The organism is Adhaeribacter rhizoryzae (assembly GCF_008629685.1).
Classification (GTDB): Bacteria; Bacteroidota; Bacteroidia; order Cytophagales; family Hymenobacteraceae; genus Adhaeribacter; species Adhaeribacter rhizoryzae.
The window spans coordinates 696,185-717,319 of record NZ_VWSF01000001.1 but is presented as its reverse complement, the minus strand read 5'-3'; the positions used below and the strand labels follow the sequence as shown (position 1 = coordinate 717,319).

Below are 21,135 nucleotides of genomic sequence, written 5' to 3'. Positions count from 1 at the left end.
CTAATTACCCACCAGAAACACGGCATTGCCAAAAAGCAGTTTACTGTTGTGCCAGAAAGCACGGAACAGCGGGTTATCGGCCATGTACACTACTTGGCCCCGCCCTAGGGTTTGATGGCCCAGCACCAGCGTATCCTGTAATTTTTTGCGGGCTCGCGCGCCTACGAAACCGCTGGTATAAATATCTTTTTTCAGTACGCCTACGTTCCAGCCTTCTTTCATAAACCCGAAATTATTTACATCCTGCATCAGAGCAAAATAAGTATCGCCGTAGCCAAAAGCGAGCGGATGCGTATTATCGAGACTTACCCGGTATACGCCGCCCAGCACCGCATCCGAAATGGCACTGCGCTCGCTGTTGCCGTAAGGTTTCAGCAAGGCGTAAGGGTTTTTACTTACATTCGACGAATCAGAGGTACTTTTATGGGTTAAGGCAAAGCCCCTTTTACCAGCCAGAAAATTGGTGGCGCTTTCCAGGGCTATTAACTTGCCGCCGGCCGCTACCCAGTCTCTTACCTGATTTAAAACTTTTTCGGTTAAAATATCGGGGTAATTACCACCCGGCAAAACAAGTACGTCGAAGTTGCTGAGCGGTACGCGATCGAAATATTGCGCATCGAGCACCGTAACCGGGTATTTTATTTGCTGTTCAAAAAAATGCCAGACTTCACCAAAACCCGGCGCCGAAACACCTGGTCCGGCTAAAACTGCCACTTTGGGTTTACGCAAATACCGCACACTGCCCGAACCAAAATCAACGCCGGTACTCACAAAACCAGTTGGCGTAGGCGTAACTTGTACGCCGGCTTTTTCGGCTTCGGCTTTTACTATTGTATCGAAAGTTTCGCCCATAGCTTCGTTGCCGGCCCGCGTAATAATTAAGGTGCCGGGGGCATACGTTTCGCCATCGGTTGCAAAAGCTTTTTCGGAATACCTGATTTTAATATTTTGCCGCAGCAAAGCACTTAAAAATTGCACATCCGATAGGCTGTTCCAGCGGGCCAGGTAAGCGTACGGTTGCGGAATGGCTGGTTTGGTAACGGTACGGCTCAGGGCCTGGGGTTTGGCTTTGGTTTGGTTTATTTTGCCCGCTAAAGCATAAGCCTGCAACCCGTACGCATACGGCAGCGCCCAAGCCGTTACATCGTAAGTCAAAGAATCTTCGAGCTTGGCGTATGGCTCAAACAAAACTTTTATCAGCGTAGACTTGGGCTGGTACATGCTAATAACTAAATCGTTGGGTTCTATTTTTACGCTTTCGTGTTTGCCAGTGGTGTAATTAAAAGCCCGCTGCGTGGCGTTGCCGGTAACATAGCCGTATTTAATTTGCTGCCGATCTAAGTAAGTAGTTAAATCTTTTATTTTGGCTTCCTGGTTTTTGGTTTTCAGCACGTAGGTTTTGTACGGCCCAGGCGGATTGGTACGGTTGCGCTGGTAATATTTATCGAACTCCTGCAATACTTTGTCTTTCCGTTGGGCTACGGTTTCGATGGTGGCTAAACTGGCGGTATAATGGTGCGCAATGCGTTCGCTTAAGGTTAACGTATCGCCGTCGGTGCGGGCAAAAGCCAAACCAGCGCGCCCGGAGCCGCCTTGTTCGTACGTCATGGCAATAGCACCGTTAAAGGTGGGCCAGGTATCGCCGTAGCTCGGGTAAAACAAGTCGTAAGTTTCGCGGGTAAAGTACAGCCAGTTGTTCTGGTCGAAATATTTACGGTTGTTCTCGCCAATTATCTGCTGGAACTCGCGCTGCCAGGGCGTAATATCTTCGTGAAATGGTTTGGCCGCCGGCGAAAAATAATAAGTGGCTTCGCCGCTCATCTCATGAAAATCGGCGTGCAATTGCGGCATCCATTGGTTGTAAAGCGCTATGCGCTGCTGCGACTCTTGTTGGGTTTGCCAGGCCAAATCGCGGTTTAAATCAAATAAATAATGGTTAAAGCGGCCGCCCGGCCAGGGTTCCTGGTGCTCGCGCGCCCAGGGGTTAGCATTAGGCACCGCGTTGGCTACCTGGTTGTACCACTGCACGTAGCGCTCTCGCCCGTCGGGGTTTACACTCGGGTCTATTAAAACCACTGTATTTTTTAGCCAGGTTTGGGTGCGCTCGTTAGTGGGGTTAAGTAAATCGTACAAAACCTGTAATACCGCCTCCGACGATACCGCTTCGTTGCCGTGTACATTATAACTCAGCCACACAATAGCCGGCTGGTTGGCCGTAGGCTGGCCGCTGAGTAAGCCAATTCGTTTTAAGTTATTTTGCCGGATTTCTTCTAAGCGCGTAATATTTTCGGGAGCAGCAATTGCGGCCAGGTATAAAGGCCGGCCTTCGTAAGTAGTGCCGTAGGTTTGCAGTTGCAGGCGGGTAGGCGCTTCGCGGCTTAAATATTCGAGGTAGCGTACCAAATCGCTGTGGCGGGTAAAGCGGGCACCTAGTTTATAACCTAAAAATTGCTCCGGAGTTTGCAGCGCAACCTGGCTGTAGCCTGGTAAAATAAAAATCGTAAGAAAATATATAAGTAATAATTTAACCTTCGCGTACATACTAGGAATTAACTGATATTTAAAATTACTTTGAAAGCAGTTTAAAGTTGCCTTATAAATTTTATTCTACCAAGTTTAACAAGGTAAACACCAGCCAGAATTTTCAGGTAATGTTTATAGCCAAACTTTAATCTTTTATTCAACCCAGACTTTAATATATTTTATGTCGGAAATAAAATTTGAAACCCTGATTAAAAAAGCTTTAGAACAGGAAAACCCGAACTTGTTTGATAAACCAGAAGCCATTATTTACAAAGAATTTGAACTGGCCGAAGCCCGGCAGCGGGCGCACCGCGGACAAACCCAACCCGGCGATAACCTGCATTATAAATTTGAGAAAGTGCGTTTGGGCGTAGCTATTGCCTTGATGCAGGTATTTTCGGATATGGCCGACGACAACGAAAGCAAAAAAGTACTGGATATTCTGAAACGGGCCGCCAAAGGCAACAGCATTGCCCAAATAGATGCTATTATAACCAAAGAAGCCAAAGCTTTCGATAACTTATACCAAGACCTCTTTATTAACGACGATGGCGAAATGCTGCTCGATTTATTCCAAAGAACGCTACACGCCGAGTCGAAAGCCGAAATGGATAGCATTATACATGAGAGTCTTAAGTTTTTAGAGATAATTAAAGAATAAATATATTTAAACACTATAATATTTTCATTAAATCTTCATCTTGGGTTAATATTTTGGCAGTCTGATTTTAAACCAACGTACAAACCAGATGATTAAAATAATTGCCACTTTAAGTGCAGCCTTTATTTTTAGCACGGCCTCGGCCCAACACCCCAACCTAAAACAGCCAGATAACCGCCCTAAAAAGTATCACCACGGACGCGTTGTGAGCACCGCCGCGCACCAAACTTATGCCCGCACCGAAAAAGGCAAATTTATCAGCCGCATTGCCCGCCTTAAAACCAACAAGCCAGCGGGTAAAATGGGAGTAGCTCCGGCAAAAAGGTTAACTAAAGCGCAGCCTATCAAGCCTAAAATTAAGCCGGTTAAACACCCCAGCCAGCCGGTTCGGCCACCGCAACGGGTAGTAGTACATAAAGCAAGTTCTAATTACCGCGAAATGCGGGTACACCGCCCTACACCTGTACGCCGCCAGGTTGGGCATGCCCGTTTTACCCAGGTTGGCCGAGGCTAATATTTACAAAAATCGGTAGGTAATTTTGTTATAATGTAAAGCTGAGATTTTATTTTTGTACTTTAAAATAAAGAGCGCAACGTAAAATCGGCGGGTTTATTAATAAGGGTACATTTCGGGCAAAACCAGGTTTTAAATATTATTTTTAAAGGCGGGGAATATTTTATTCATTCAGGTTTAAGCGCGAAACGCAGGTTTAAAAGTTTATCTGAAAAAATTCATGTATTCTTCATCTTGGCTTAATAACTTAGTACAATTATTTATATAGCCCGTTAGCTTAATAGCCGAACCCAGGAATTAAATGAAAATATTAATAGCTGCAGTAGCTTTTATTTTTATAGCTGCAGCGGCCAATGCCCGGCATCTGGCATTTCTGAACATTGCTTTAACACCCGTTACCAAAACCACGCATGAGGGTTCTGAGGAAAATTTGCATGCACCGGATGCCCAGTTAAATGAATCGGCTACGGTAAATACAGCTGCCGGTAACCGGAAAGGTTTATTGAGAAGCTTAAAATTAAAGAAAGATCAACAAAAACCTACCGAAACCAATACTCCCCAACAAGACCAAAACCCGGCGCAGAATCCAGCCAATCCGGAAACGGATGTTCGTACAGCCCAACCCCCACAGGAGGTGAAGGCCATACCCAAAGCCCGGCGCGTAGAAAAGCCGGCTAAAGTAGAAAGCAGCGCCAAAAGACCTTCGGTGGGCAGTGCCAAACGGGGTAATGCCGGTTCGGCCCGGCCAAATGCAGCCACCGCTAAACCTGACCGTCCCAACAATCCGGGCCAGGTAAACCGGGCACCCCGGGCCAGTCGCCCTACCGGTGGCGGCCGACCAGACCATGCTGGACGCCCCAATAAGGGCAAAGGCAAAGATTAAATTTTTGCAAAATCATCAAAACACCTGCCGCTCGTGCAGGTGTTTTTGTATATTTACAAATACGATGGAGGGTTGGCAATAAATGAAACATCTTATTTGCATTATATTAATTCTTTTTGGTTACCAAACCGCAAGTGCCGGTATTAACCCGGTTGTACCAAATAACACCGATACTGCTACGGTAACCACAGCCGCTGACAGTACCCGGAACACTTTTACCGTTGGTTTGCTGGCTGGCAATAATTCTTACTTTTTCGGGCGGAGCACCGATATAGCTTACCCGTACCTGGCAGCAAACTTAAGTTACAAGTTTAAATCCGGCTTTTGGGTAGGCACTACGCTTTACCACATAAAAGGAGTTAAAAACTACGTGGACGAAACCAACCTGAGTGCCGGCTGGGATGTTGCCTTATCCGACCGGTTAGAAGGCGGCGTAAGTTACACCCGGTATATTTACGGCTCAGATAATCCGTTGCTGCAATCGGTGGCCTCTAACCTGGCTACGGCTACCCTCAGCTACGATTGGTCTTACCTTTACACCAGCCTAACGGCCCATTACCTTTTCGGCGAGTTTAACGATGCTTTCCTGTCCTTGAACAATTCCCGTTATTTCGAGAAGAAAGGTATTTTCAGCCAAACCGATTACCTGGGCATAGACCCGGCCATTAATATTTTAGCGGGCACCCAATTTTTTACGCAAAGCTACACCACCAAAGTAGAAGAAGCTCTTACCGGCAACAACGGGAATGGCAACGGCAACAATGGTAATGGTAATGGCAATTCCGGTAATAATGGTAACGGAAATGGTAACTCCGGCAATAATGGAAATAACGGCAACAATGGGAATGGCAATAATGGGAATGGAAATGGAAACAACGGCAACGGGAACGGCAATAATGGAAATGGTAACGGTAATAACGGCAACGGAAATGGAAATAATGGAAACGGGAATGGTAACAACGGGAACAACGGTAACGGAAATAATGGCAATAATGGAAATGTAGGCAACGGTAATACCGGAACCGGCACAACTACTACCATTACCACCACCATTATTCAGGAATCTAAATTTACTTTGCTAAACTACGGGTTTACCTTGCCGGTTATTTACGGCTTTGGCAATAATTCTTTTGAATTGTCGTGGCGGTTGCTGGTACCTACCAACGTTACCCAGGAATTCAGTTCTAAGCCCCGCTCCTTTTTCACATTCAGTTATTACCACACCTTCTAACTATTCCTAATAAAGCCTGATTCAGCTATGCATGTATTAATTGTTGAAGATGAAATAAACCTGGCGAAAGAACTGCAGCACTTTTTAACCAAAGCCAACTATAATTGCGATTTATCCTTAACCGGAAAAGATGCCTCCGAAAAAATTGCGGTTAACCTTTACGATTTTGTGTTGCTGGATTTAACCTTACCCGATTACGAAGGCCTGGACTTACTCGCCGAAGCCCGCCAGGTTGGTCAGGAAGCGGCTTTTATTATTTTAACCGCCCGCGGCGAACTCGACGACCGCCTAAAAGGTCTGGAACTAGGCGCCGATGATTATTTGCCAAAGCCTTTCTCCCTGCTGGAACTGCAAGCCCGCATGCAGGCCATTATTCGCCGCAAATTCGGTCTGAAAAAAAACAAACTTACCATTGGAAATTTTGAAGTAGATACCACAAATTATACCATTAAGCACAACCAGGATACTATTAATTTAACCAAGAAAGAACTCGATATTTTAACTTACCTCTTGTTGCACAAAAACCGCGTACTCACTCGTCTGCAACTAAGCGAACACATTTGGGGCAATATTCTGGAAGACGATTACGACTCTAACTACATTGATGTGCACATTAAAAATATCCGCAAAAAGCTGGGGGCTTACGGCGAAACAAGCTGGCTCGAAACCGTGCGGGGTATGGGTTATCGCATTAATGTAGCCAATAGTTAGGTTTTATTCTTGCTGAGTCTGGGCTATCTAAATATTGCTTACCCAAAATAAGTAAAAGCCCGACAAAGCTAAATGCTTACGCACCACCGGTATTAAATATTAACCCATTACTCCGGACTACTCCAAACGCACTAACAGGTGAAATTACAAAACAAGTTAGCTTCCTATAATGCGCTCTCCAAGCTCATTATTATTTTAATATTTGTGCTGCTGCTGCCGCGTATTGTTGATTACCAGGCCAGGCGGCAAACCGATGTGCGGCTGCGGCAACAGCATGATAAAGTTTTGCAAAGCATTAAAACTGGGGGCATTGCGCAATACCTTGAGCCGGGCCAGGATTCGGTGTTTAGTAGTTATAATATTTTCTCTAAAGAAGATTACATTACGCTGGAGCAGATAGCGCCTTCACAAAAAGGCACTTATTTTATCGAAACTGCTAAACGCGAAGTTGAGGGCGTTCAGATAGATTTCCGGATTTTAACGAATACTTTCCGGGTGGGCAACAACTGGTACCTGATGGAATTAGGCTACAGCCTGGCTTCAGTTTCGGAAAATAATGTGGTTATTCAGCGGTTTGCCTTAATATTGCTCATCAGCATGGTGTTGCTTACCATTGCCTCCGATATTTACTTTACCAAATACCTGCTTACACCCTTAAATATTATTGTCCGGACCAAATTACAGAACCTCCGATCGCCGGCCGATTTCAAGTTTCCGCGCATCAAAACTTCTACTTCCGACTTTAAGCACCTCGATAATAGCATCCACGAAATGATGGAGCGGATTGAACAGGCTTTTCAGCAGGAACGGGAATTTATTGCCAACGCCTCGCACGAATTACTTACGCCGGTTTCTATTCTGCAACACAAACTCGAAAACCTGCACGACCACGCTGAAACTTCACCGGAATTACAGGTAAAGTTTTATGAAATGCAGAAAACCATTAGCCGGTTAAAAAATATAATAAAAACGCTACTGCTTATTTCGCGCATCGAAAACGAACAATTTATTAAAGAAGAATCCGTATCGGTAAAAACGCTGCTCGACGAAGTAATCGACGAGATATCTTACCGCCTCGAAGACAAAGAAATTCAACTGGCACTTAACCTGACCGATGATTTTATTTGTCATCCGTGTAATAAGTCGTTGCTCTTTAATATGTTTTTCAACCTCATTAACAACGCTATTAAGTATAACAAAACCGGCGGAAAAATTTGCATAAACGGGCAATTACAAACCGAGCATTACCAACTGGAATTTACCGATACCGGCATTGGCATTGCGCCCGAAAGAATTTCTGCCATATTTTACCGGTTTAAAAAAATCAGTCGCGGTACCGCCGAAAGTTTTGGTTTGGGCTTACCTATTGTGCAAACCATTGCCAACTACCACCAAATTAAAATAGAAGTATCGTCGGTGGTAGACGAAGGCAGCACTTTTAGGCTTTTATTTCCACGCTAATTGTTTAATAATTATTGCAGCTATATTTTACTTCGGTTTATCCGGCGCTGACCAAGCTTAAGCAATATTTCCCGGCTCTGCTCTTCCTCCATAATAAACATCAAATGGATGAAGCAAATTATTAAAGTTGCTTAAGAAGAAATAAATTCAAGTCTTAGCGTTCATACTGATTTCATAGCTTTTATTATGCAATCAGGTGTTGTACAATCAGGCCAAAGGCTTTAAAGCTTAAGTAACTCACTTGTGTCATTCAGGAGGAACCTATTTGGCAGATAACTAAATAGGTTCCTCCTGAATGACAGAGGAGGGATCAGGAAAGCCTTATAATTTTGATTTAAATTAGCAGCAGCTTTTTAGAACTTTAGTTTTCTTTTATGGAAATTACCATAACTACTCCGGCTTTATTATTTCCGGCTATTTCGTTGTTGCTTTTGGCTTTTACCAACCGGTTTATTGCCCTGGCTTCGCTGGTGCGCAACCTGAAAGAACAATATGTGCGTACGCATAGTACTTTGCTCATGAGCCAGATTAGCAACTTGCGCGAGCGACTTATTTTAATCCGGAACATGCAAACCTTGGGCATTAGCAGCATGTTTGTATGTGTGCTGTGTATGTTCGTGCTATTTGCCGGCGAACTCACCATTGGCAAATATTTATTTGCCTTTAGCCTGGTTTTGCTCATGGCTTCCCTCGCCCTTTCTATCCGGGAAATTCAAATATCGGTTAATGCCTTAAAAATTGAGTTGAGTGATATGGAGGATAGGGAAAATCAGAAGCTACAGGAAAGATAATCAGGATGCTGAGGGTTATAAGCTGTGAGTCATTTTTAAATTCTAATTGCGCCACTAAAATCTAATTCATTCTATGAATCAACTTAAACTACTCACCTCATTTAGTAAACCTTTCAATTCAAAGTTAGGCCTACACAGTCAGAGCAAATGGTTGCGAATATTAAGAATCAGAACTAATCTTAAGCCTTAATCCGGTGCTTTAACCTATCAACTAGTACAGCGCCCACAATAATTACCCCAATAATAATTTCCTGCACGTAGTTAGGTAAACCCAACATATTGCAGCCGTTGCGCAGGACAGCCATAATTAAGGCCCCAATAATAGACCCTAAAGCACTGCCTTCGCCGCCACTCAGCGAGCCACCCCCAATTACCACCGCCGCAATAATATCGAGTTCCATGCCGTTAGCCGCCGTGGGATCGCCTACGGTTAAGTTACTGTACTGCATAATAGAAGCAATACCGGTAAAAAAAGCGCTGAAGGTGTAAATGGCCGTTTTGTAATATTTAACCGGAATGCCGCACAGGCGGGCGGTTTGTTCGTTGGAGCCAATGGCAAATACATATCGGCCAAAAACCGTGTACCGTAGCAATATGGTTACCAAAACAAATAATATAAGTGTTATCCAAACCCCTGGCCCGAAAAACAGCCACTCAGGTTGGGGGTCGAGGAGCATTAAATCCTGCAGCCAGTTGGGTGGGGTGGTTACGGTTTGTTCTTTGGCAATCCATTTGGCTACACCGCGGGCAATCTGCATCATACCCAACGTTACAATAAACGGCACAATCGTAAACCGCGAAATAAACCGCCCAATAATAAAACCACAAACCCCACAAGCTGCAATAGCCGCCAAAGCAGCCAGCAAAGGCCACATAAAACCCATCTCGGCGCCGGTATTTCCCATGTTCAGGACCGTAGCAATAACTACCGTACCCAAGGCAATCTGCGAACCCACACTTAAATCTATGCCCCCCGAAATAATAATCATGGTCATGCCAAAGGCGGCGATACCCACAATTACACTTTGGGTAAGAATGGTTTTAATATTATAAACCGAAGTAAAAGCCGGCGGGCAAAGAATAGAAAATAATACAAAAACAAAAATTAACCCCAGAAAGGGGCCAAACTGAGACAATACTTTTTTACCGGTAATATTCATGTGGTGGGGAGCGATAAACGACTGGCGTTTAGGTTATATATTTTAAAGATTTTATTTTTTTTAATCAGGGCAGCATTTAAACGCTTATCTGTTTGGGAGAAACCTTTCTAAGCAAATGCCTTTTGGTTTTCTCTTAAATAAAAGCGTTTAAATATTTTAACTGGCAGTTTCCATTCCCGAGGTAGCAAAGTGCATAATATCATCTTCGGTCCAGGCTTTTACTGGTTTAATGTTTGATAGCTGCCCCCGGTACATCACGCCCAAGGTATCGCAAATACCCAGCAACTCCGGCAGGTACGAACTAACTACCACAATGGCTTTGCCTTGTCCGGCTAAAGTCTGGATAAGGCGGTAAATTTCGGCTTTGCTGCCTACATCAATACCCCGGGTGGGCTCGTCTAAAAATAAAATATCGCTATCGTGGTGCAGCAAGCGGGCAATGCAAACTTTTTGCTGGTTGCCCCCCGACAAACTACTGATAGGCGCTAAAGGACTTTGGCTTTTTACCTGTAGCTGCTGCATCCAGTCGGCGGCACCGGCTTGCTCTTTTTTTAAGTTGAGCAAGCCGTTTTTGGCGTATTTACCTAAAGCCGATAACGTTAGATTAGTAGCAATCGATAAATTTAAAGCTAAACCTTCTTCCTTGCGGTTTTCGCTGAGTAAATCTAAATCGGCGTTCAGGGCCTGGTTTGGGTTGAGGTAAATGGCTTGTAATTCGGGTTTATTTTTGATTTTAACCTGACCTTGGTGTACTTTTTCCAAACCAAAAATACTCCGGATTATTTCGGAACGGCCCGCCCCTACCAGGCCCGATATGCCTAATATTTCGCCGCGGCGCAAAGCAAAAGAAATTGTTTTGTGGTAAGGCTGGGTAACCAGGTTATCTACTTGTAATACGGTTTCGCTTAACTCGTGCGGAATAGCCGGGTATAATTCATCAACGGAGCGGCCAATCATGTGCCGGATTAAACCGGGCGTAGAAATATCAGTAAGATTACCGGTAGCTACGGTTTCGCCGTCGCGCAGCACAGTATAACGGTCGCAAACCCCAAATACTTCTTCTAAAAAATGACTGATATAAATAACCGAAATGCCTTTATCTTTTAACCGCCGGATTACGCCAAATAAGGCCTGGGCATCGGCGGCGGTTAAAGAACTGGTTGGCTCATCCATTATTACCACGCGGGCATCGGTAACCAAAGCCCGGGCAATTTCTACGAGTTGCTGCTTGCCAATGCTTAACTGGTTTACGGGGGTATTGGGTTGCAAATCTTCCTGCCCTAGCCAGGCTAGTGCTTCGTGTACCTGTTGCTTTTGGTTTTGCAGAAATCCCAGCTTTGTTTTTTCCAGACCCAATAAAATATTTTCTTCTACGGTCAGGTGCGGCGCCAGCATTAATTCCTGGTAAATCATGGCAATACCGGCCAGCCTGCCCTGGGCCGGCGAACCGGGTTTATATTCCCGGCCGTTCAGGTACATGTTGCCGCTATCGGGTTTATGCGCCCCGCTGAGCACTTTCATTAAAGTACTTTTACCGGCACCATTTTCGCCCACTAAGGCATGTACCTCACCGGCTTTAACCTGCAAGTTTACCTGCCGCAAAGCTTTAACCGGGCCAAAACTTTTGGCCATATTCTCCAGACTCAAAAGCCAATTACCGGCGGCTGCCGTATCTTGCTGCATGTTTTATTAACTTAACAACGCTGTGTTTAATAATTAAATAAAGCTATTATTCTTCCAGCCATTTATCCAGGTCTGGGTTCAGCAATTCTTCGTTTTCGGGGCTATCCATGTTTTCTTTGGTAATCATCACCACCCCGGTATCTAAGCGTTTCTCGTAAGGTTTTTTCTGGATAACAGCCACCGCCGTTTTAACACCTTCGTAACCCATCCGGAAAGGATCTTGCACCGCCAACCCGTGCAAATGCCCGTCTTGCATAGCTTTTAGTAAGGTCTCATTGGCATCAAAACCAATTAATTTAACTTTACCGGCTTTACCAGATGTTTGTAAGGCGCGGTACATACCTTGCGTACTCGATTCGTTGGCGCAGAAAATACCATCTACCTCGCTAAACCGGTTTAATATATTCTGAGAAGCCTGGTAAGCTTTTTCCATGGTGGCCCCCGCGTATTGGTTAGAAGAAATTATTTTAACCTGCGGCGCGTATTCTTTTAAGCCATCCATAAAACCATTTTCGCGGGCGGTGGTGCTGGCCGATCCTTCGGCGTAACGCAGTACAATAACGTTGCCTTTGCCTTGCAGCACTTCGGCCATGCGTTGGGCTGCCAGTTTGCCGCCGGCGTAATTATCGGTAGCCACAAAGCTTTCGTAATCTTTAGAAGCTAAATCAGAATCGAAGATGACAACCGGAATTTTACGGTTACGCGCTGCTTTCACGGGCGGTACCAAACTGCGTTCGTCCAGCGGCGCCAGCACAATGCCATCTACTTCGCGGCTCACAAAATTTTGTACCACCTGTATCTGCAATTGCCGGTCGTCTTCTTTTTGCGGACCTTGCCAAATTATTTCAACGCCTAGTTCCTGGCCAGCTTTGGCGGCCCCGGCGTGTACCGATTTCCAGAATAAATGCGTAGTTCCTTTGGGAATAACGGCAATGCGTAATTTTTCGCCGGCGGCCTCACCGCTTTGTCCTGTAGAATCGGAACGATTACAGGCAGTTGTAAATATTATTCCGGCCAAAAGCAGCAAAACCGTTAAATAAGTTAAGCGAGCGTGCAGGTGATTAATCATTAGTTGGTGAATTTGTGGTGAACAGTATCTTTTAATCTGTAAAATAGGAAAACATATACTTTCTACAATTTTTAACCGAAAAATTATTTCGGGCGCTGCGTTTCCGGGCTATTCTTTCCAATATCTGGTCGGGCTCTTTGAGGCAGTTTTGTTCCTTAAAAGCTTCTATTACCAGCTTATGCGGACACCTTGGCTATTCCCCTGGGAAATATAGCAGGAGAATCAGGATTAATTTATTTATTTAGCAGTTGTTTAATATTAAAACACCTTTAACCTAGCCTTGGAAATATTAGATTTAAACCATGTTGCCTTGCACGTGCAGGATGTAGCCGCCAGTTGCCGTTTTTACGAAGATGTTCTCAACTTGCCGCCTATGGCTCGGCCGGCTTTTACGTTTCCGGGGGCCTGGTTCCGGATTGGCCCCGTTCAGCAACTGCATTTAATTGGCGAACGCACTAACCCGGTAGTAGCCGAACCCCGCGGCAACCACTTTGCGGTGCGCGTAAAATCAATTAGAGCAGCAGAAGCCGACTTAAAGGCTAAACAAGTTACGTTTGCGGGTCCTAAACAACGCCCCGATGGCATGTGGCAAATATTTGTGCGCGACCCCGATGGTCACGTAGTAGAACTAACCGAGCTTCCGGATTTAGACTAGCCAGGTTTAAGTTTACCTGATTACAATATGCCCGGCTTAATGTTTTGTTGTTAAAAAATCCGTAACTTTAAATTTAATGCGTGCCCTTTTGTGCTGTATGATATATCTTTACTAAGCTTTTTTTTCGTTAAAGGCATATATTTTATTTGAATTAGCAGATTATGAATTTACTCAGGCCGCTGGCGTTTATATTGCTTTATACTTTTTTATTAAACCCGGCATTTGCGCTCGATAAAGGTTTAAAAGCCTTAAGCCAAAAAAAATACGATAAAGCCTTTGCTATTTTCTCCGACAGGCTGGCCGATAACCCCAACGATGTGGTGGCTTCTTACGGCTTAAGTAAAATATTGGCGCAGAAGAGCTTTGCGCAATACGATATTGAGCGGGCCTACGTGCATGTGGTAAACGCCCGCGAAATGTACAAACAGCTCGACGAAAAAGGCCGCAAAAAATTAAGCAAAACCGAAGTACAGGAAAATAAAATTCTGGCTTTGCAGCAACACATCGATTCAGTTGCTTTTCAGAACGCTGTATTAGCCAATGATCCCGAGGCCCTGGAGCAGTTTATGAAAACCCATGTTACCTCGCCCCAACTCGAAAGCGCCGAAATTCTGAAAAGCCAACTGGAATATTTAATTGTGCAGAAAGTAAACACGTACGAGGCCTACGCCAACTACATGAAAAAATATCCGAAATCGAAAAAAATACCGGAAGCCCGGAAAACATACGATTTGCTGCTTTACAAAACTTTTACCGCCGACGGCACCTTACAAGCTTACAAAAACTTTATCGCGAATTTTCAGGAAAGCCCCTACCTGGAAGAGGCCATTGTAAAATTTGAGCAACTGGAGTTTAAATCGCTGCTCACCGAAAACTCGCTGGAAGGCTACGAAAAATTTGTAAACGAAAACCCCGACAGCAAGTATCGCAAATGGGCCGAAGACAGTATTTACGCCCGCTTTACCTCGTTTCCGTCTATTAAAGATTACGAAGATTTTATTTCTAAATACCCCAATAACCGCAACGTACGCAATGCCTGGGACAAGCTTTATGTGTTGTATAACGACAGCGGCACCCCCGAATCGTACGAAGCCTTTAAAGCGCGCTACCCTAATTACCGCGAACCTTACCAGCTTGAAAACGATATTGAATTATCGCAGTTTGGTGCTAAAATGCTGAACACTAATTTTCTGGGTTTTGAAGAAGACCAGGTAGATGCTTACATTGCCTTGGCCGCGCCTACCGAACAAGCCATTACGGTACTAAAGCTCCGGATTAAACCCTGGCTCGATGCCCACCAGTACCAGAAATGCATTAATTACCTTACCAAATACCAATCGTATTTTCACCAGAAATCGTACCGGTTATCGTCGTGGATAGATACCCTGGTAAAAGCCCGCGACAGCTACGAAAAAAATAAAAAAGTAACCGCGTTTACCCTTAATTAAGCAGGCGTTTATGCAACTCCTATTCTTTACCTTTGCCAGAAAACACGCCTGATTTATGCCAAAGGAAATATTTTACCTGATTGCCTTACTCGCCGGGTTAGCCGTAACTATTCAGGCAGGAGCTAATGCCCAGTTACGATTAGCAGTAGGTAACCCCGTTATTACCGCCATGATTTCTTTCCTGGTAGGTACTACCATTCTGGTTACTTACGTACTTTTTACTTCTACGCACTTATTACCTTCAGTTAAAACCATTGCGGGTATTAGCTGGTGGAAATGGATTGGCGGCGCTTTGGGCGTATTTTATATTATTTCGGTAATTGTAGTGGCACCGCGTATTGGAGCCGCCAGCACTTTTGGGTTTATTGTAGGTGGCCAGCTAATTTTTGCCGTTATTTTCGACCATTTTGGGGTAATTGGTTTCCCGCAGCACCCGGTTAGCTGGCTCCGGGTAGCTGGCGTACTGTTACTGTTAGCTGGCGTTTACCTCATCCAAAAATTTTAACTTAAGCCTAAACCAGGACGAATATTTTAACTCCGCGGGTGAAAATCTTTGATTATTTGCTTTAAATAATCCCTATCCAGGTGGGTATATATTTCGGTGGTGGTAATAGATTCGTGACCCAGCATTTCCTGCACGGCCCGCAAATCGGCGCCGCCTTCAATCAGGTGCGTAGCAAAAGAGTGCCGGAACGTGTGCGGACTAATTTGTTTATTTAACCCAACCTTCTGAGCCAGTTGTTTTATAATGGTAAAAACCATTACGCGCGTTAGTTTAGCTCCGCGGCGGTTCAGGAAAATAAAATCTTCGTTACCTTTTTTTATTTGTAAATGGCACCTAATTCCGTCGAGGTAAATCCGGATATATTTTAAGGCATCGCGACCAATGGGCACCAACCGTTCTTTGTCGCCTTTACCGGTTACTTTTAAAAAGCCCAGCGATTCATAAAAATTACTAATCCGGAGTTCTACCAATTCGCTTACCCGCAAACCCGAACTGTACAAGGTTTCGAGCATGGCTTTGTTGCGGGTGCCTTCGGGCGTAGAAACATCAATGGCGTTAAACAGTTGCTCTATTTCTTCTACGTTTAAGGTATCGGGCAGTTTGCGGTCGAGTTTGGGTGCTTCTATGGTTTCGGTCGGGTCGGCAGATATTAAATCTTCCATAATCAGGAACTTGTAAAAAGCCCGGATGCCCGATAAGGTGCGCGCTTGGGAGTGCGGCGTCATGCCCAATTCGTTTACCCATTCCAGAAACTCCTGAATAATAGCCGGCTGCATATCCAGCGGATTCATTTTGTAGCCTTTTAAATCCAGAAACTGCGTTAACTTCCTAATATCGCGCAAATAAGCCTCTACCGAGTTCCCCGACAAAGATTTTTCCAGTTGCAGGTAAGCTTCAAATTGTTTTATCAGGACAGACCAGTTCATTTAAATGTTGGGTTATAGTACAGCGGAAAGAACCAAAATAAGGCCTTCCACTATTCTGGATAAATATTTAGTAATTTACTAAGTTTATTTAATAGGTATGTACCTTTGCAAAACTATGGATTTAACTTAGCCTTTTTAGCAGATGAAATATATTATCATAAATGGCCCTAATTTAAACTTACTGGGCGTACGCGAAAAATCGGTTTACGGCAGCCGCTCGTTCGAGCATTATTTCGAAGAACTGAAAACCACTTACCCCGATGTAGAACTGGAATATTTTCAGTCGAACACCGAAGGCACGCTGATTGATAAAATTCACGAAGTTGGTTTCAGCTACAAAGGCATTATTTTAAACGCCGGCGCTTATACGCACACATCGTTGGCTATTTCGGATGCTATTGGTGCCATTACCACGCCCGTTATAGAAGTACACATTTCCAATATTTACGCCCGCGAAGCGTTTCGTCATAAAAGTTTAATTGCTGCTCGTTGCCAGGGTAGCATTTGCGGTTTCGGGCTGGAAAGTTACCGGTTGGCGCTGCAATATTTTTTAAGTTTGCGGCCGAATAAAGTAGGCTTCGCGCTTAAAAATTCGTAGCTGCCATTTGCCCGCTTAAACCCGTGCGTTCCAAATTTCTTTTTACACCTTACCCAACTAAAGCATGCTGACCTTTTATCCAGGACCGTCTAAAGTTTACCCCGAAGTGCGGGATTATATGGCTATGGCCTACGACGAAGGCATCTTAAGCATTCCGCACCGCTCCGACCGTTTCGTGCAACTCAGCAGAAACGTAGTAGGGCTGTTGCGTAAAAAATTAAATATTCCGCAAGATTATTACATTTTCTTTGTTTCGTCGGCCACTGAGTGTTGGGAAATAATTGCCCAAAGCCTTACCCGCAAAAAAAGTTACCACTTATACAACGGTGCGTTCGGCGAAAAATGGCTGCAGTACGTGCGTAAAATCAGGCCCGAAGCAAAAGGTTTTAAATTTGGGGTAAACGATGAAATTCCGGTGAAAGACCTGGACGCCGATGCCGATACCGAACTGGTTTGCATTACCCAAAACGAAACCGCCAACGGCACCCAAATTAAGGAAACCACCATTCTGAATTTGTTTAACCGCTACCGCGATGCACTCGTTGCCGTAGATGCCACGTCTTCGATGGCGGGTATTTCTTTAAAATATATTAAAGCCGATATTTGGTACGCTTCGGTGCAGAAATGCTTTGGTTTGCCGGCCGGCTTGGGCATAATGGTTTGCTCGCCGCGTACTATTTTCCGGGCCAAAGAAATAAACGAACGGGGGCATTACAACAGCCTGGTAACGCTTTACGAGAAAATGCTTAATTTCCAGACTACCAATACCCCCAATGTGCTGAATATTTACCTGATGCAGCAGGTTATGGAACAGCGGGCCCCTATAAAAACCATCGACCACGATATTGTAAAACGGAGCCAGGATTTGTACGAGTTTTTCGATTTGTTTACCGCTTTTACGCCTTTGGTTACCAACCCCGAAGTACGTTCTAACACGGTAATTACGCTGCAAGGCTCCGAAAAACTAGTAGACGAAATTAAACGCAACGCCCTGCGCCATGAAATAATATTGGGCAACGGCTACGGCAACTGGGCTAAAAATACTTTCCGGATCGCCAACTTCCCGGCTATTTCGGATGATGAATTTAAAATATTAAAACACTTTTTCCTGTCTAACTACGAATAAAGGTTTGGGCTAAAGTTTTATTAAATCATCTATGTTTAGTCTTAAAGAAATACTTTCGGTTACGCTTATTTTATTTGCCGTAATAGATATTTTGGGCTCTATTCCGCTAATTATAGAATTACGCAAACGCGAAGGCGTTATTCAATCGGGCAAAGCAACTTTGGTAGCGGCCGTGGTCATGATTCTTTTTCTTTTTCTGGGTCAGGAAATATTAAAATTATTCGGCCTCGATTTTCAGTCGTTTGCTTTGGCCGGTGCTATTATTATTTTCTTGTTTGGTATGGAAATGATTCTGGGTATTCATTTATTCCACTCTAACCCCGAATCTAGCAGCGGTTCTATTGTGCCCTTGGCTTTCCCGATAATTGCGGGCGCCGGCACCATGACTACCCTGCTGTCGCTGCGGGCGGCGTATGCCCTACCCAATGTGTTGGTAGGCATAATGGTTAACCTGGTGTTTGTTTATATTGTACTAAAAGCTTCGGGCTGGATAGAGCAAAAGTTGGGTCATGCCGGTACCGAAGTACTCCGCAAGGTTTTTGGGTTTATCTTACTCGCTATTTCTATTAAATTATTTATTACCAATCTTCGAATAGAGTCTTAATCTTTTTTGAAGATATTTTTCCTGAATTGAAAAGATATTAATGATACAAATATTTACCGATGGTTCTTCGCGGGGCAATCCGGGGCCGGGCGGCTACGGCACCATTTTACGCTACAAACATCACGAAAAAGAATTAACCGCCGGCTTCCGGCTTACCACCAATAACCGCATGGAATTAATGGCCGTTATTGTGGGCCTCGAAGCCATTAAAACCGACGGTATTCCGGTTACCATTTATTCCGATTCGAAGTACGTGGTAGATGCCATCGAGAAAAAATGGGTGTATGGCTGGCAGAAAAAAGGCTTTGCCGGCAAAGCCAATCCCGACCTCTGGACCCGTTTTTTGCGCATTTATCCCAAATACCAGGTGCGTTTTGTCTGGATAAAAGGACACGCCGGCCATCCCGAAAATGAGCGCTGCGATCAGTTAGCTGTACAAAGTGCCCTCTCGCCTAACCTACTGATAGACCAGGGCTATGAAGCCAGCGTTAAACTTAATTCCTGATTGGGGTGCCCAACGATTATTTTAAGTTTAAGCAATTTCTGGTAAAGCAGGATAAGTGCGCCATGAAGGTTTGTACCGATTCCTGCATTCTGGGGGCTTATACGCCGGTAACCCAAGCCGCAACTATTCTGGATATTGGCACCGGTACCGGTTTGCTGGCCTTAATGGCAGCCCAACGTTCTCCGGCCCAAATAACCGCCATCGAAATAGATGCCGCGGCCGCAACCCAGGCGCAGGAAAATATTAACAGCAGCCCCTGGGCCGACCGCATAAATGTCTATCAGCAATCGTTGCAAGAATTCTCGGCTACTAATCAGCAATTATTCAATTTAATTATTTGTAACCCACCTTTTTACGCGGCCTCGCACTTATCACCCGATCAGGCCCGCAATGTGGCCATGCACAGCCAGGAGTTATCGTTATCCGAGATAGTTAGATTTTGCCGCCGATTTCTCTCCGCTACCGGTAAATTATTCATTTTGCTGCCACCCACCGAAAGCCGAAATTTTGCGAGCCTGGCTCAGGCAGAAAACCTGCACTTGATTTCGGCACTACATATTTTTACTTTTACCAGAGGCAAGCACATCCGGACCATTCAAGGGTTTGGCCGGGAACAAATTACCCCTGTTCCGGAGGAGAATTTATTTATTCGCAATATCAACAATACCTATACCACCGCTTTTCAGGAACTGCTCCGTGACTATTATTTAATATTTTAAATTAACAGTTGCACTAGCCACTTATAGTGTTCTTTCTTCTTCTACAAAAGAAATTCCGTAAGTTTCCAGTTCGCGCAAGAGAGGTATATAAATATTGGGATGCGTAGGAATTACAACGCCGGTATGCGGTAGCTGTCCGGTTAAAATTAATTTAGCGGCAATTCCCACCGGCAAGCCTACGGTTTTAGCCATAGCGGTTTGGTGCTGGTCTTCGCCCAAAACCACCAACGAAGCTTTAAGCTCTTTTCTTTCTTCGTTAAGCTCATACGTAACCAGGTGCTGCATAACCACCATATCTTTATCTTGCGGTTGTAGCGCCCATTTTTGCAACAATAATTTTTCGAGCACCTGCGCAGGCGTTGCGTATTCCAAGTTAATCGGCTCTTCCGGAAATTCTAAATATTGCAATAAGGCCAGGGCTTCGCTTGCTGGCGGAATATTTAAATACGCTGCCACACGGTTTACCCAATCGGTTTGCGTATTGGTAACTGGTGGTAAGTAACTTTTTAAAAACTGCCGGTAAGTTATTTGTGCGCTTTCTGGTAATTGGTACGAATCGTTGGTTAAGCCTAATTGTACCAGCAGGTGCCAGCCCTGGCAATAGCCCCGCCGCCGCAAGGTGCCCCTAATTATTGTTTGCACATCCTGCAGCCCATATGGTTGCTGATACAGCAACGAATCGCGGTTGGCGTAGCCATCAAACTCGCCTAAATCCAGAATAGAAATTGGTTCGGTACGGTTAAATAGCTGGTGATACGGAATAAATTTATAGCGGCCGTCTTCTAAATATTTCGCGGTTCCTTGCCCAGCCAAAACTACGTTGCGCGGGTTCCAGGTAAATTTATAATGCCAGGGGTTTGTATCCGATTCCGGCGCTATTAAACCACCGGTATAGGATTTATACGAAAGAATATTGCCGCCCTTCTGCCGAATATTATCTAGTAAATTCATGGCCGATAAATGATCGATGCCCGGATCGAGCCCGATTTCCATCAAAAACAACAGCCCAGCCTCCTTAGCAGCCGCGTGTAATTCTTGTATTTCAGGTGTTACGTACGAGGCCGTTATTAAATTTTTCCGGAGTTTTAAACACCAACGGGCAATAATTGGGTGATATAAAGCCGGTAGCAGCGAAATAATTAAATCTACCTCTTGCATTTGGGCTTTTAACTGGGCTTCGTCCTGAATATTTAAGGAAATAATCTGTAAATATTCCTGCTCCGGTTTGGGTAAGTGTGCCACCGATAAATCGGCCACAGTAACGCGCCAGCCTAAAATGCCGGCTTGCCGGAATAAATAAGCAATAAGCACCGTTGCCGATCGGCCGGCACCCAACAACAAAATATGCGGCATCGTTATTTA

At 44.6% G+C, this 21,135-nt stretch carries 21 protein-coding genes; 15 read left to right on the top strand and 6 right to left on the bottom strand.

Going from position 1 to position 21,135, the window contains the following annotated elements; translation table 11 throughout:
* Window positions 1-2,541, bottom strand: coding sequence for a M14 family metallopeptidase (locus tag F0145_RS02940; protein ID WP_150086675.1), 2,541 nt, complete (start codon window positions 2,539-2,541; stop codon window positions 1-3).
* Window positions 2,542-2,704: 163 nt separating this feature from the next.
* On the opposite strand from F0145_RS02940, the gene F0145_RS02935 reads away from it, so the two are divergent.
* From F0145_RS02935 to F0145_RS02905, 7 genes are all read left to right on the top strand, one after another.
* Window positions 2,705-3,184: a hypothetical protein gene (locus F0145_RS02935; protein ID WP_150086673.1), complete on the top strand. Its 480-nt coding sequence runs from the start codon at window positions 2,705-2,707 to the stop codon at window positions 3,182-3,184.
* Between the two features lie 88 nt (window positions 3,185-3,272).
* Window positions 3,273-3,698 (top strand): hypothetical protein, encoded by a 426-nt coding sequence (locus tag F0145_RS02930; protein WP_150086671.1) that lies wholly within the window; start codon window positions 3,273-3,275, stop codon window positions 3,696-3,698.
* Between the two features lie 301 nt (window positions 3,699-3,999).
* Window positions 4,000-4,581 carry a hypothetical protein gene (locus F0145_RS02925; RefSeq protein WP_150086669.1) on the top strand — a complete coding sequence of 194 codons (582 nt, stop codon included), beginning with the start codon at window positions 4,000-4,002 and terminating at the stop codon, window positions 4,579-4,581.
* A gap of 82 nt (window positions 4,582-4,663) precedes the next feature.
* The gene (locus F0145_RS26070; protein ID WP_190277456.1) at window positions 4,664-5,812 is read left to right on the top strand and encodes a hypothetical protein; all 1,149 of its coding nucleotides are present in this window, start codon (window positions 4,664-4,666) and stop codon (window positions 5,810-5,812) included.
* Window positions 5,813-5,839: 27 nt separating this feature from the next.
* Window positions 5,840-6,523 (top strand): response regulator transcription factor, encoded by a 684-nt coding sequence (locus F0145_RS02915; protein WP_150086667.1) that lies wholly within the window; start codon window positions 5,840-5,842, stop codon window positions 6,521-6,523.
* A gap of 138 nt (window positions 6,524-6,661) precedes the next feature.
* On the top strand, window positions 6,662-7,984 hold the full coding sequence (locus tag F0145_RS02910; RefSeq protein WP_150086665.1) for a sensor histidine kinase: 1,323 nt from the start codon (window positions 6,662-6,664) through the stop codon (window positions 7,982-7,984).
* Window positions 7,985-8,358: 374 nt separating this feature from the next.
* On the top strand, window positions 8,359-8,775 hold the full coding sequence (locus F0145_RS02905) for a DUF2721 domain-containing protein (protein ID WP_150086663.1): 417 nt from the start codon (window positions 8,359-8,361) through the stop codon (window positions 8,773-8,775).
* Between the two features lie 179 nt (window positions 8,776-8,954).
* Here the strand turns inward: F0145_RS02905 and F0145_RS02900 are convergent, their stop codons facing one another.
* The 3 genes from F0145_RS02900 to F0145_RS02890 form a co-directional block, all read right to left on the bottom strand.
* Window positions 8,955-9,935: an ABC transporter permease gene (locus F0145_RS02900; RefSeq protein ID WP_150086661.1), complete on the bottom strand. Its 981-nt coding sequence runs from the start codon at window positions 9,933-9,935 to the stop codon at window positions 8,955-8,957.
* A 156-nt stretch (window positions 9,936-10,091) separates the two neighbouring features.
* Window positions 10,092-11,618, bottom strand: coding sequence for a sugar ABC transporter ATP-binding protein (locus F0145_RS02895; protein WP_150086659.1), 1,527 nt, complete (start codon window positions 11,616-11,618; stop codon window positions 10,092-10,094).
* A 46-nt stretch (window positions 11,619-11,664) separates the two neighbouring features.
* Window positions 11,665-12,687 carry an ABC transporter substrate-binding protein gene (locus F0145_RS02890; RefSeq protein ID WP_150086657.1) on the bottom strand — a complete coding sequence of 341 codons (1,023 nt, stop codon included), beginning with the start codon at window positions 12,685-12,687 and terminating at the stop codon, window positions 11,665-11,667.
* Window positions 12,688-12,967: 280 nt separating this feature from the next.
* Here F0145_RS02890 and F0145_RS02885 point away from each other — a divergent pair, with 280 nt between their 5' ends.
* The 3 genes from F0145_RS02885 (at window position 12,968) to F0145_RS02875 (ending at window position 15,295) form a co-directional block, all read left to right on the top strand.
* Entirely contained in the window at window positions 12,968-13,342 is a 375-nt protein-coding gene (locus tag F0145_RS02885; protein WP_150086655.1) for a VOC family protein, read from the top strand.
* 161 nt (window positions 13,343-13,503) lie between these two features.
* Entirely contained in the window at window positions 13,504-14,790 is a 1,287-nt protein-coding gene (locus tag F0145_RS02880; RefSeq protein WP_150086653.1) for an outer membrane protein assembly factor BamD, read from the top strand.
* Between the two features lie 55 nt (window positions 14,791-14,845).
* A complete protein-coding gene (locus tag F0145_RS02875) occupies window positions 14,846-15,295 on the top strand; it encodes a DMT family transporter (RefSeq protein WP_150086651.1) in 450 nt (149 codons plus the stop codon).
* A 26-nt stretch (window positions 15,296-15,321) separates the two neighbouring features.
* On the opposite strand, the gene xerD is transcribed toward F0145_RS02875, so the two are convergent.
* A complete protein-coding gene (xerD, locus tag F0145_RS02870) occupies window positions 15,322-16,221 on the bottom strand; it encodes a site-specific tyrosine recombinase XerD (protein WP_150086648.1) in 900 nt (299 codons plus the stop codon).
* A 142-nt stretch (window positions 16,222-16,363) separates the two neighbouring features.
* Here xerD and aroQ point away from each other — a divergent pair, with 142 nt between their 5' ends.
* The 5 genes from aroQ (at window position 16,364) to F0145_RS02845 (ending at window position 19,773) form a co-directional block, all read left to right on the top strand.
* Window positions 16,364-16,819 (top strand): type II 3-dehydroquinate dehydratase, encoded by a 456-nt coding sequence (gene aroQ, locus F0145_RS02865; protein WP_150086646.1) that lies wholly within the window; start codon window positions 16,364-16,366, stop codon window positions 16,817-16,819.
* Between the two features lie 64 nt (window positions 16,820-16,883).
* Window positions 16,884-17,945, top strand: coding sequence for an aminotransferase class V-fold PLP-dependent enzyme (locus F0145_RS02860; protein WP_150086644.1), 1,062 nt, complete (start codon window positions 16,884-16,886; stop codon window positions 17,943-17,945).
* 31 nt (window positions 17,946-17,976) lie between these two features.
* Complete coding sequence (locus tag F0145_RS02855; RefSeq protein WP_150086642.1) at window positions 17,977-18,549, top strand: MarC family protein; 573 nt, start codon at window positions 17,977-17,979, stop codon at window positions 18,547-18,549.
* Between the two features lie 40 nt (window positions 18,550-18,589).
* Window positions 18,590-19,054, top strand: a complete 465-nt coding sequence (rnhA, locus tag F0145_RS02850; protein WP_150086640.1) for a ribonuclease HI — start codon at window positions 18,590-18,592, stop codon at window positions 19,052-19,054.
* Window positions 19,055-19,059: 5 nt separating this feature from the next.
* The gene (locus tag F0145_RS02845) at window positions 19,060-19,773 is read left to right on the top strand and encodes a tRNA1(Val) (adenine(37)-N6)-methyltransferase (protein ID WP_150086638.1); all 714 of its coding nucleotides are present in this window, start codon (window positions 19,060-19,062) and stop codon (window positions 19,771-19,773) included.
* Between the two features lie 21 nt (window positions 19,774-19,794).
* Here the strand turns inward: F0145_RS02845 and F0145_RS02840 are convergent, their stop codons facing one another.
* Window positions 19,795-21,126: a saccharopine dehydrogenase C-terminal domain-containing protein gene (locus F0145_RS02840; protein ID WP_150086636.1), complete on the bottom strand. Its 1,332-nt coding sequence runs from the start codon at window positions 21,124-21,126 to the stop codon at window positions 19,795-19,797.
* Between the last annotated feature and the right edge of the window lie 9 nt (window positions 21,127-21,135).

Coding starts and splice junctions, on each gene's coding strand:
- F0145_RS02940 (WP_150086675.1), bottom strand. CDS start 2,541: ATGTACGCGAAGGTTAAATTATTACTTATATATTTTCTTACGATTTTT.
- F0145_RS02935 (WP_150086673.1), top strand. CDS start 2,705: ATGTCGGAAATAAAATTTGAAACCCTGATTAAAAAAGCTTTAGAACAG.
- F0145_RS02930 (WP_150086671.1), top strand. CDS start 3,273: ATGATTAAAATAATTGCCACTTTAAGTGCAGCCTTTATTTTTAGCACG.
- F0145_RS02925 (WP_150086669.1), top strand. CDS start 4,000: ATGAAAATATTAATAGCTGCAGTAGCTTTTATTTTTATAGCTGCAGCG.
- F0145_RS26070 (WP_190277456.1), top strand. CDS start 4,664: ATGAAACATCTTATTTGCATTATATTAATTCTTTTTGGTTACCAAACC.
- F0145_RS02915 (WP_150086667.1), top strand. CDS start 5,840: ATGCATGTATTAATTGTTGAAGATGAAATAAACCTGGCGAAAGAACTG.
- F0145_RS02905 (WP_150086663.1), top strand. CDS start 8,359: ATGGAAATTACCATAACTACTCCGGCTTTATTATTTCCGGCTATTTCG.
- F0145_RS02900 (WP_150086661.1), bottom strand. CDS start 9,935: ATGAATATTACCGGTAAAAAAGTATTGTCTCAGTTTGGCCCCTTTCTG.
- F0145_RS02895 (WP_150086659.1), bottom strand. CDS start 11,618: ATGCAGCAAGATACGGCAGCCGCCGGTAATTGGCTTTTGAGTCTGGAG.
- F0145_RS02890 (WP_150086657.1), bottom strand. CDS start 12,687: ATGATTAATCACCTGCACGCTCGCTTAACTTATTTAACGGTTTTGCTG.
- F0145_RS02880 (WP_150086653.1), top strand. CDS start 13,504: ATGAATTTACTCAGGCCGCTGGCGTTTATATTGCTTTATACTTTTTTA.
- F0145_RS02875 (WP_150086651.1), top strand. CDS start 14,846: ATGCCAAAGGAAATATTTTACCTGATTGCCTTACTCGCCGGGTTAGCC.
- xerD (WP_150086648.1), bottom strand. CDS start 16,221: ATGAACTGGTCTGTCCTGATAAAACAATTTGAAGCTTACCTGCAACTG.
- aroQ (WP_150086646.1), top strand. CDS start 16,364: ATGAAATATATTATCATAAATGGCCCTAATTTAAACTTACTGGGCGTA.
- F0145_RS02860 (WP_150086644.1), top strand. CDS start 16,884: ATGCTGACCTTTTATCCAGGACCGTCTAAAGTTTACCCCGAAGTGCGG.
- F0145_RS02855 (WP_150086642.1), top strand. CDS start 17,977: ATGTTTAGTCTTAAAGAAATACTTTCGGTTACGCTTATTTTATTTGCC.
- rnhA (WP_150086640.1), top strand. CDS start 18,590: ATGATACAAATATTTACCGATGGTTCTTCGCGGGGCAATCCGGGGCCG.
- F0145_RS02840 (WP_150086636.1), bottom strand. CDS start 21,126: ATGCCGCATATTTTGTTGTTGGGTGCCGGCCGATCGGCAACGGTGCTT.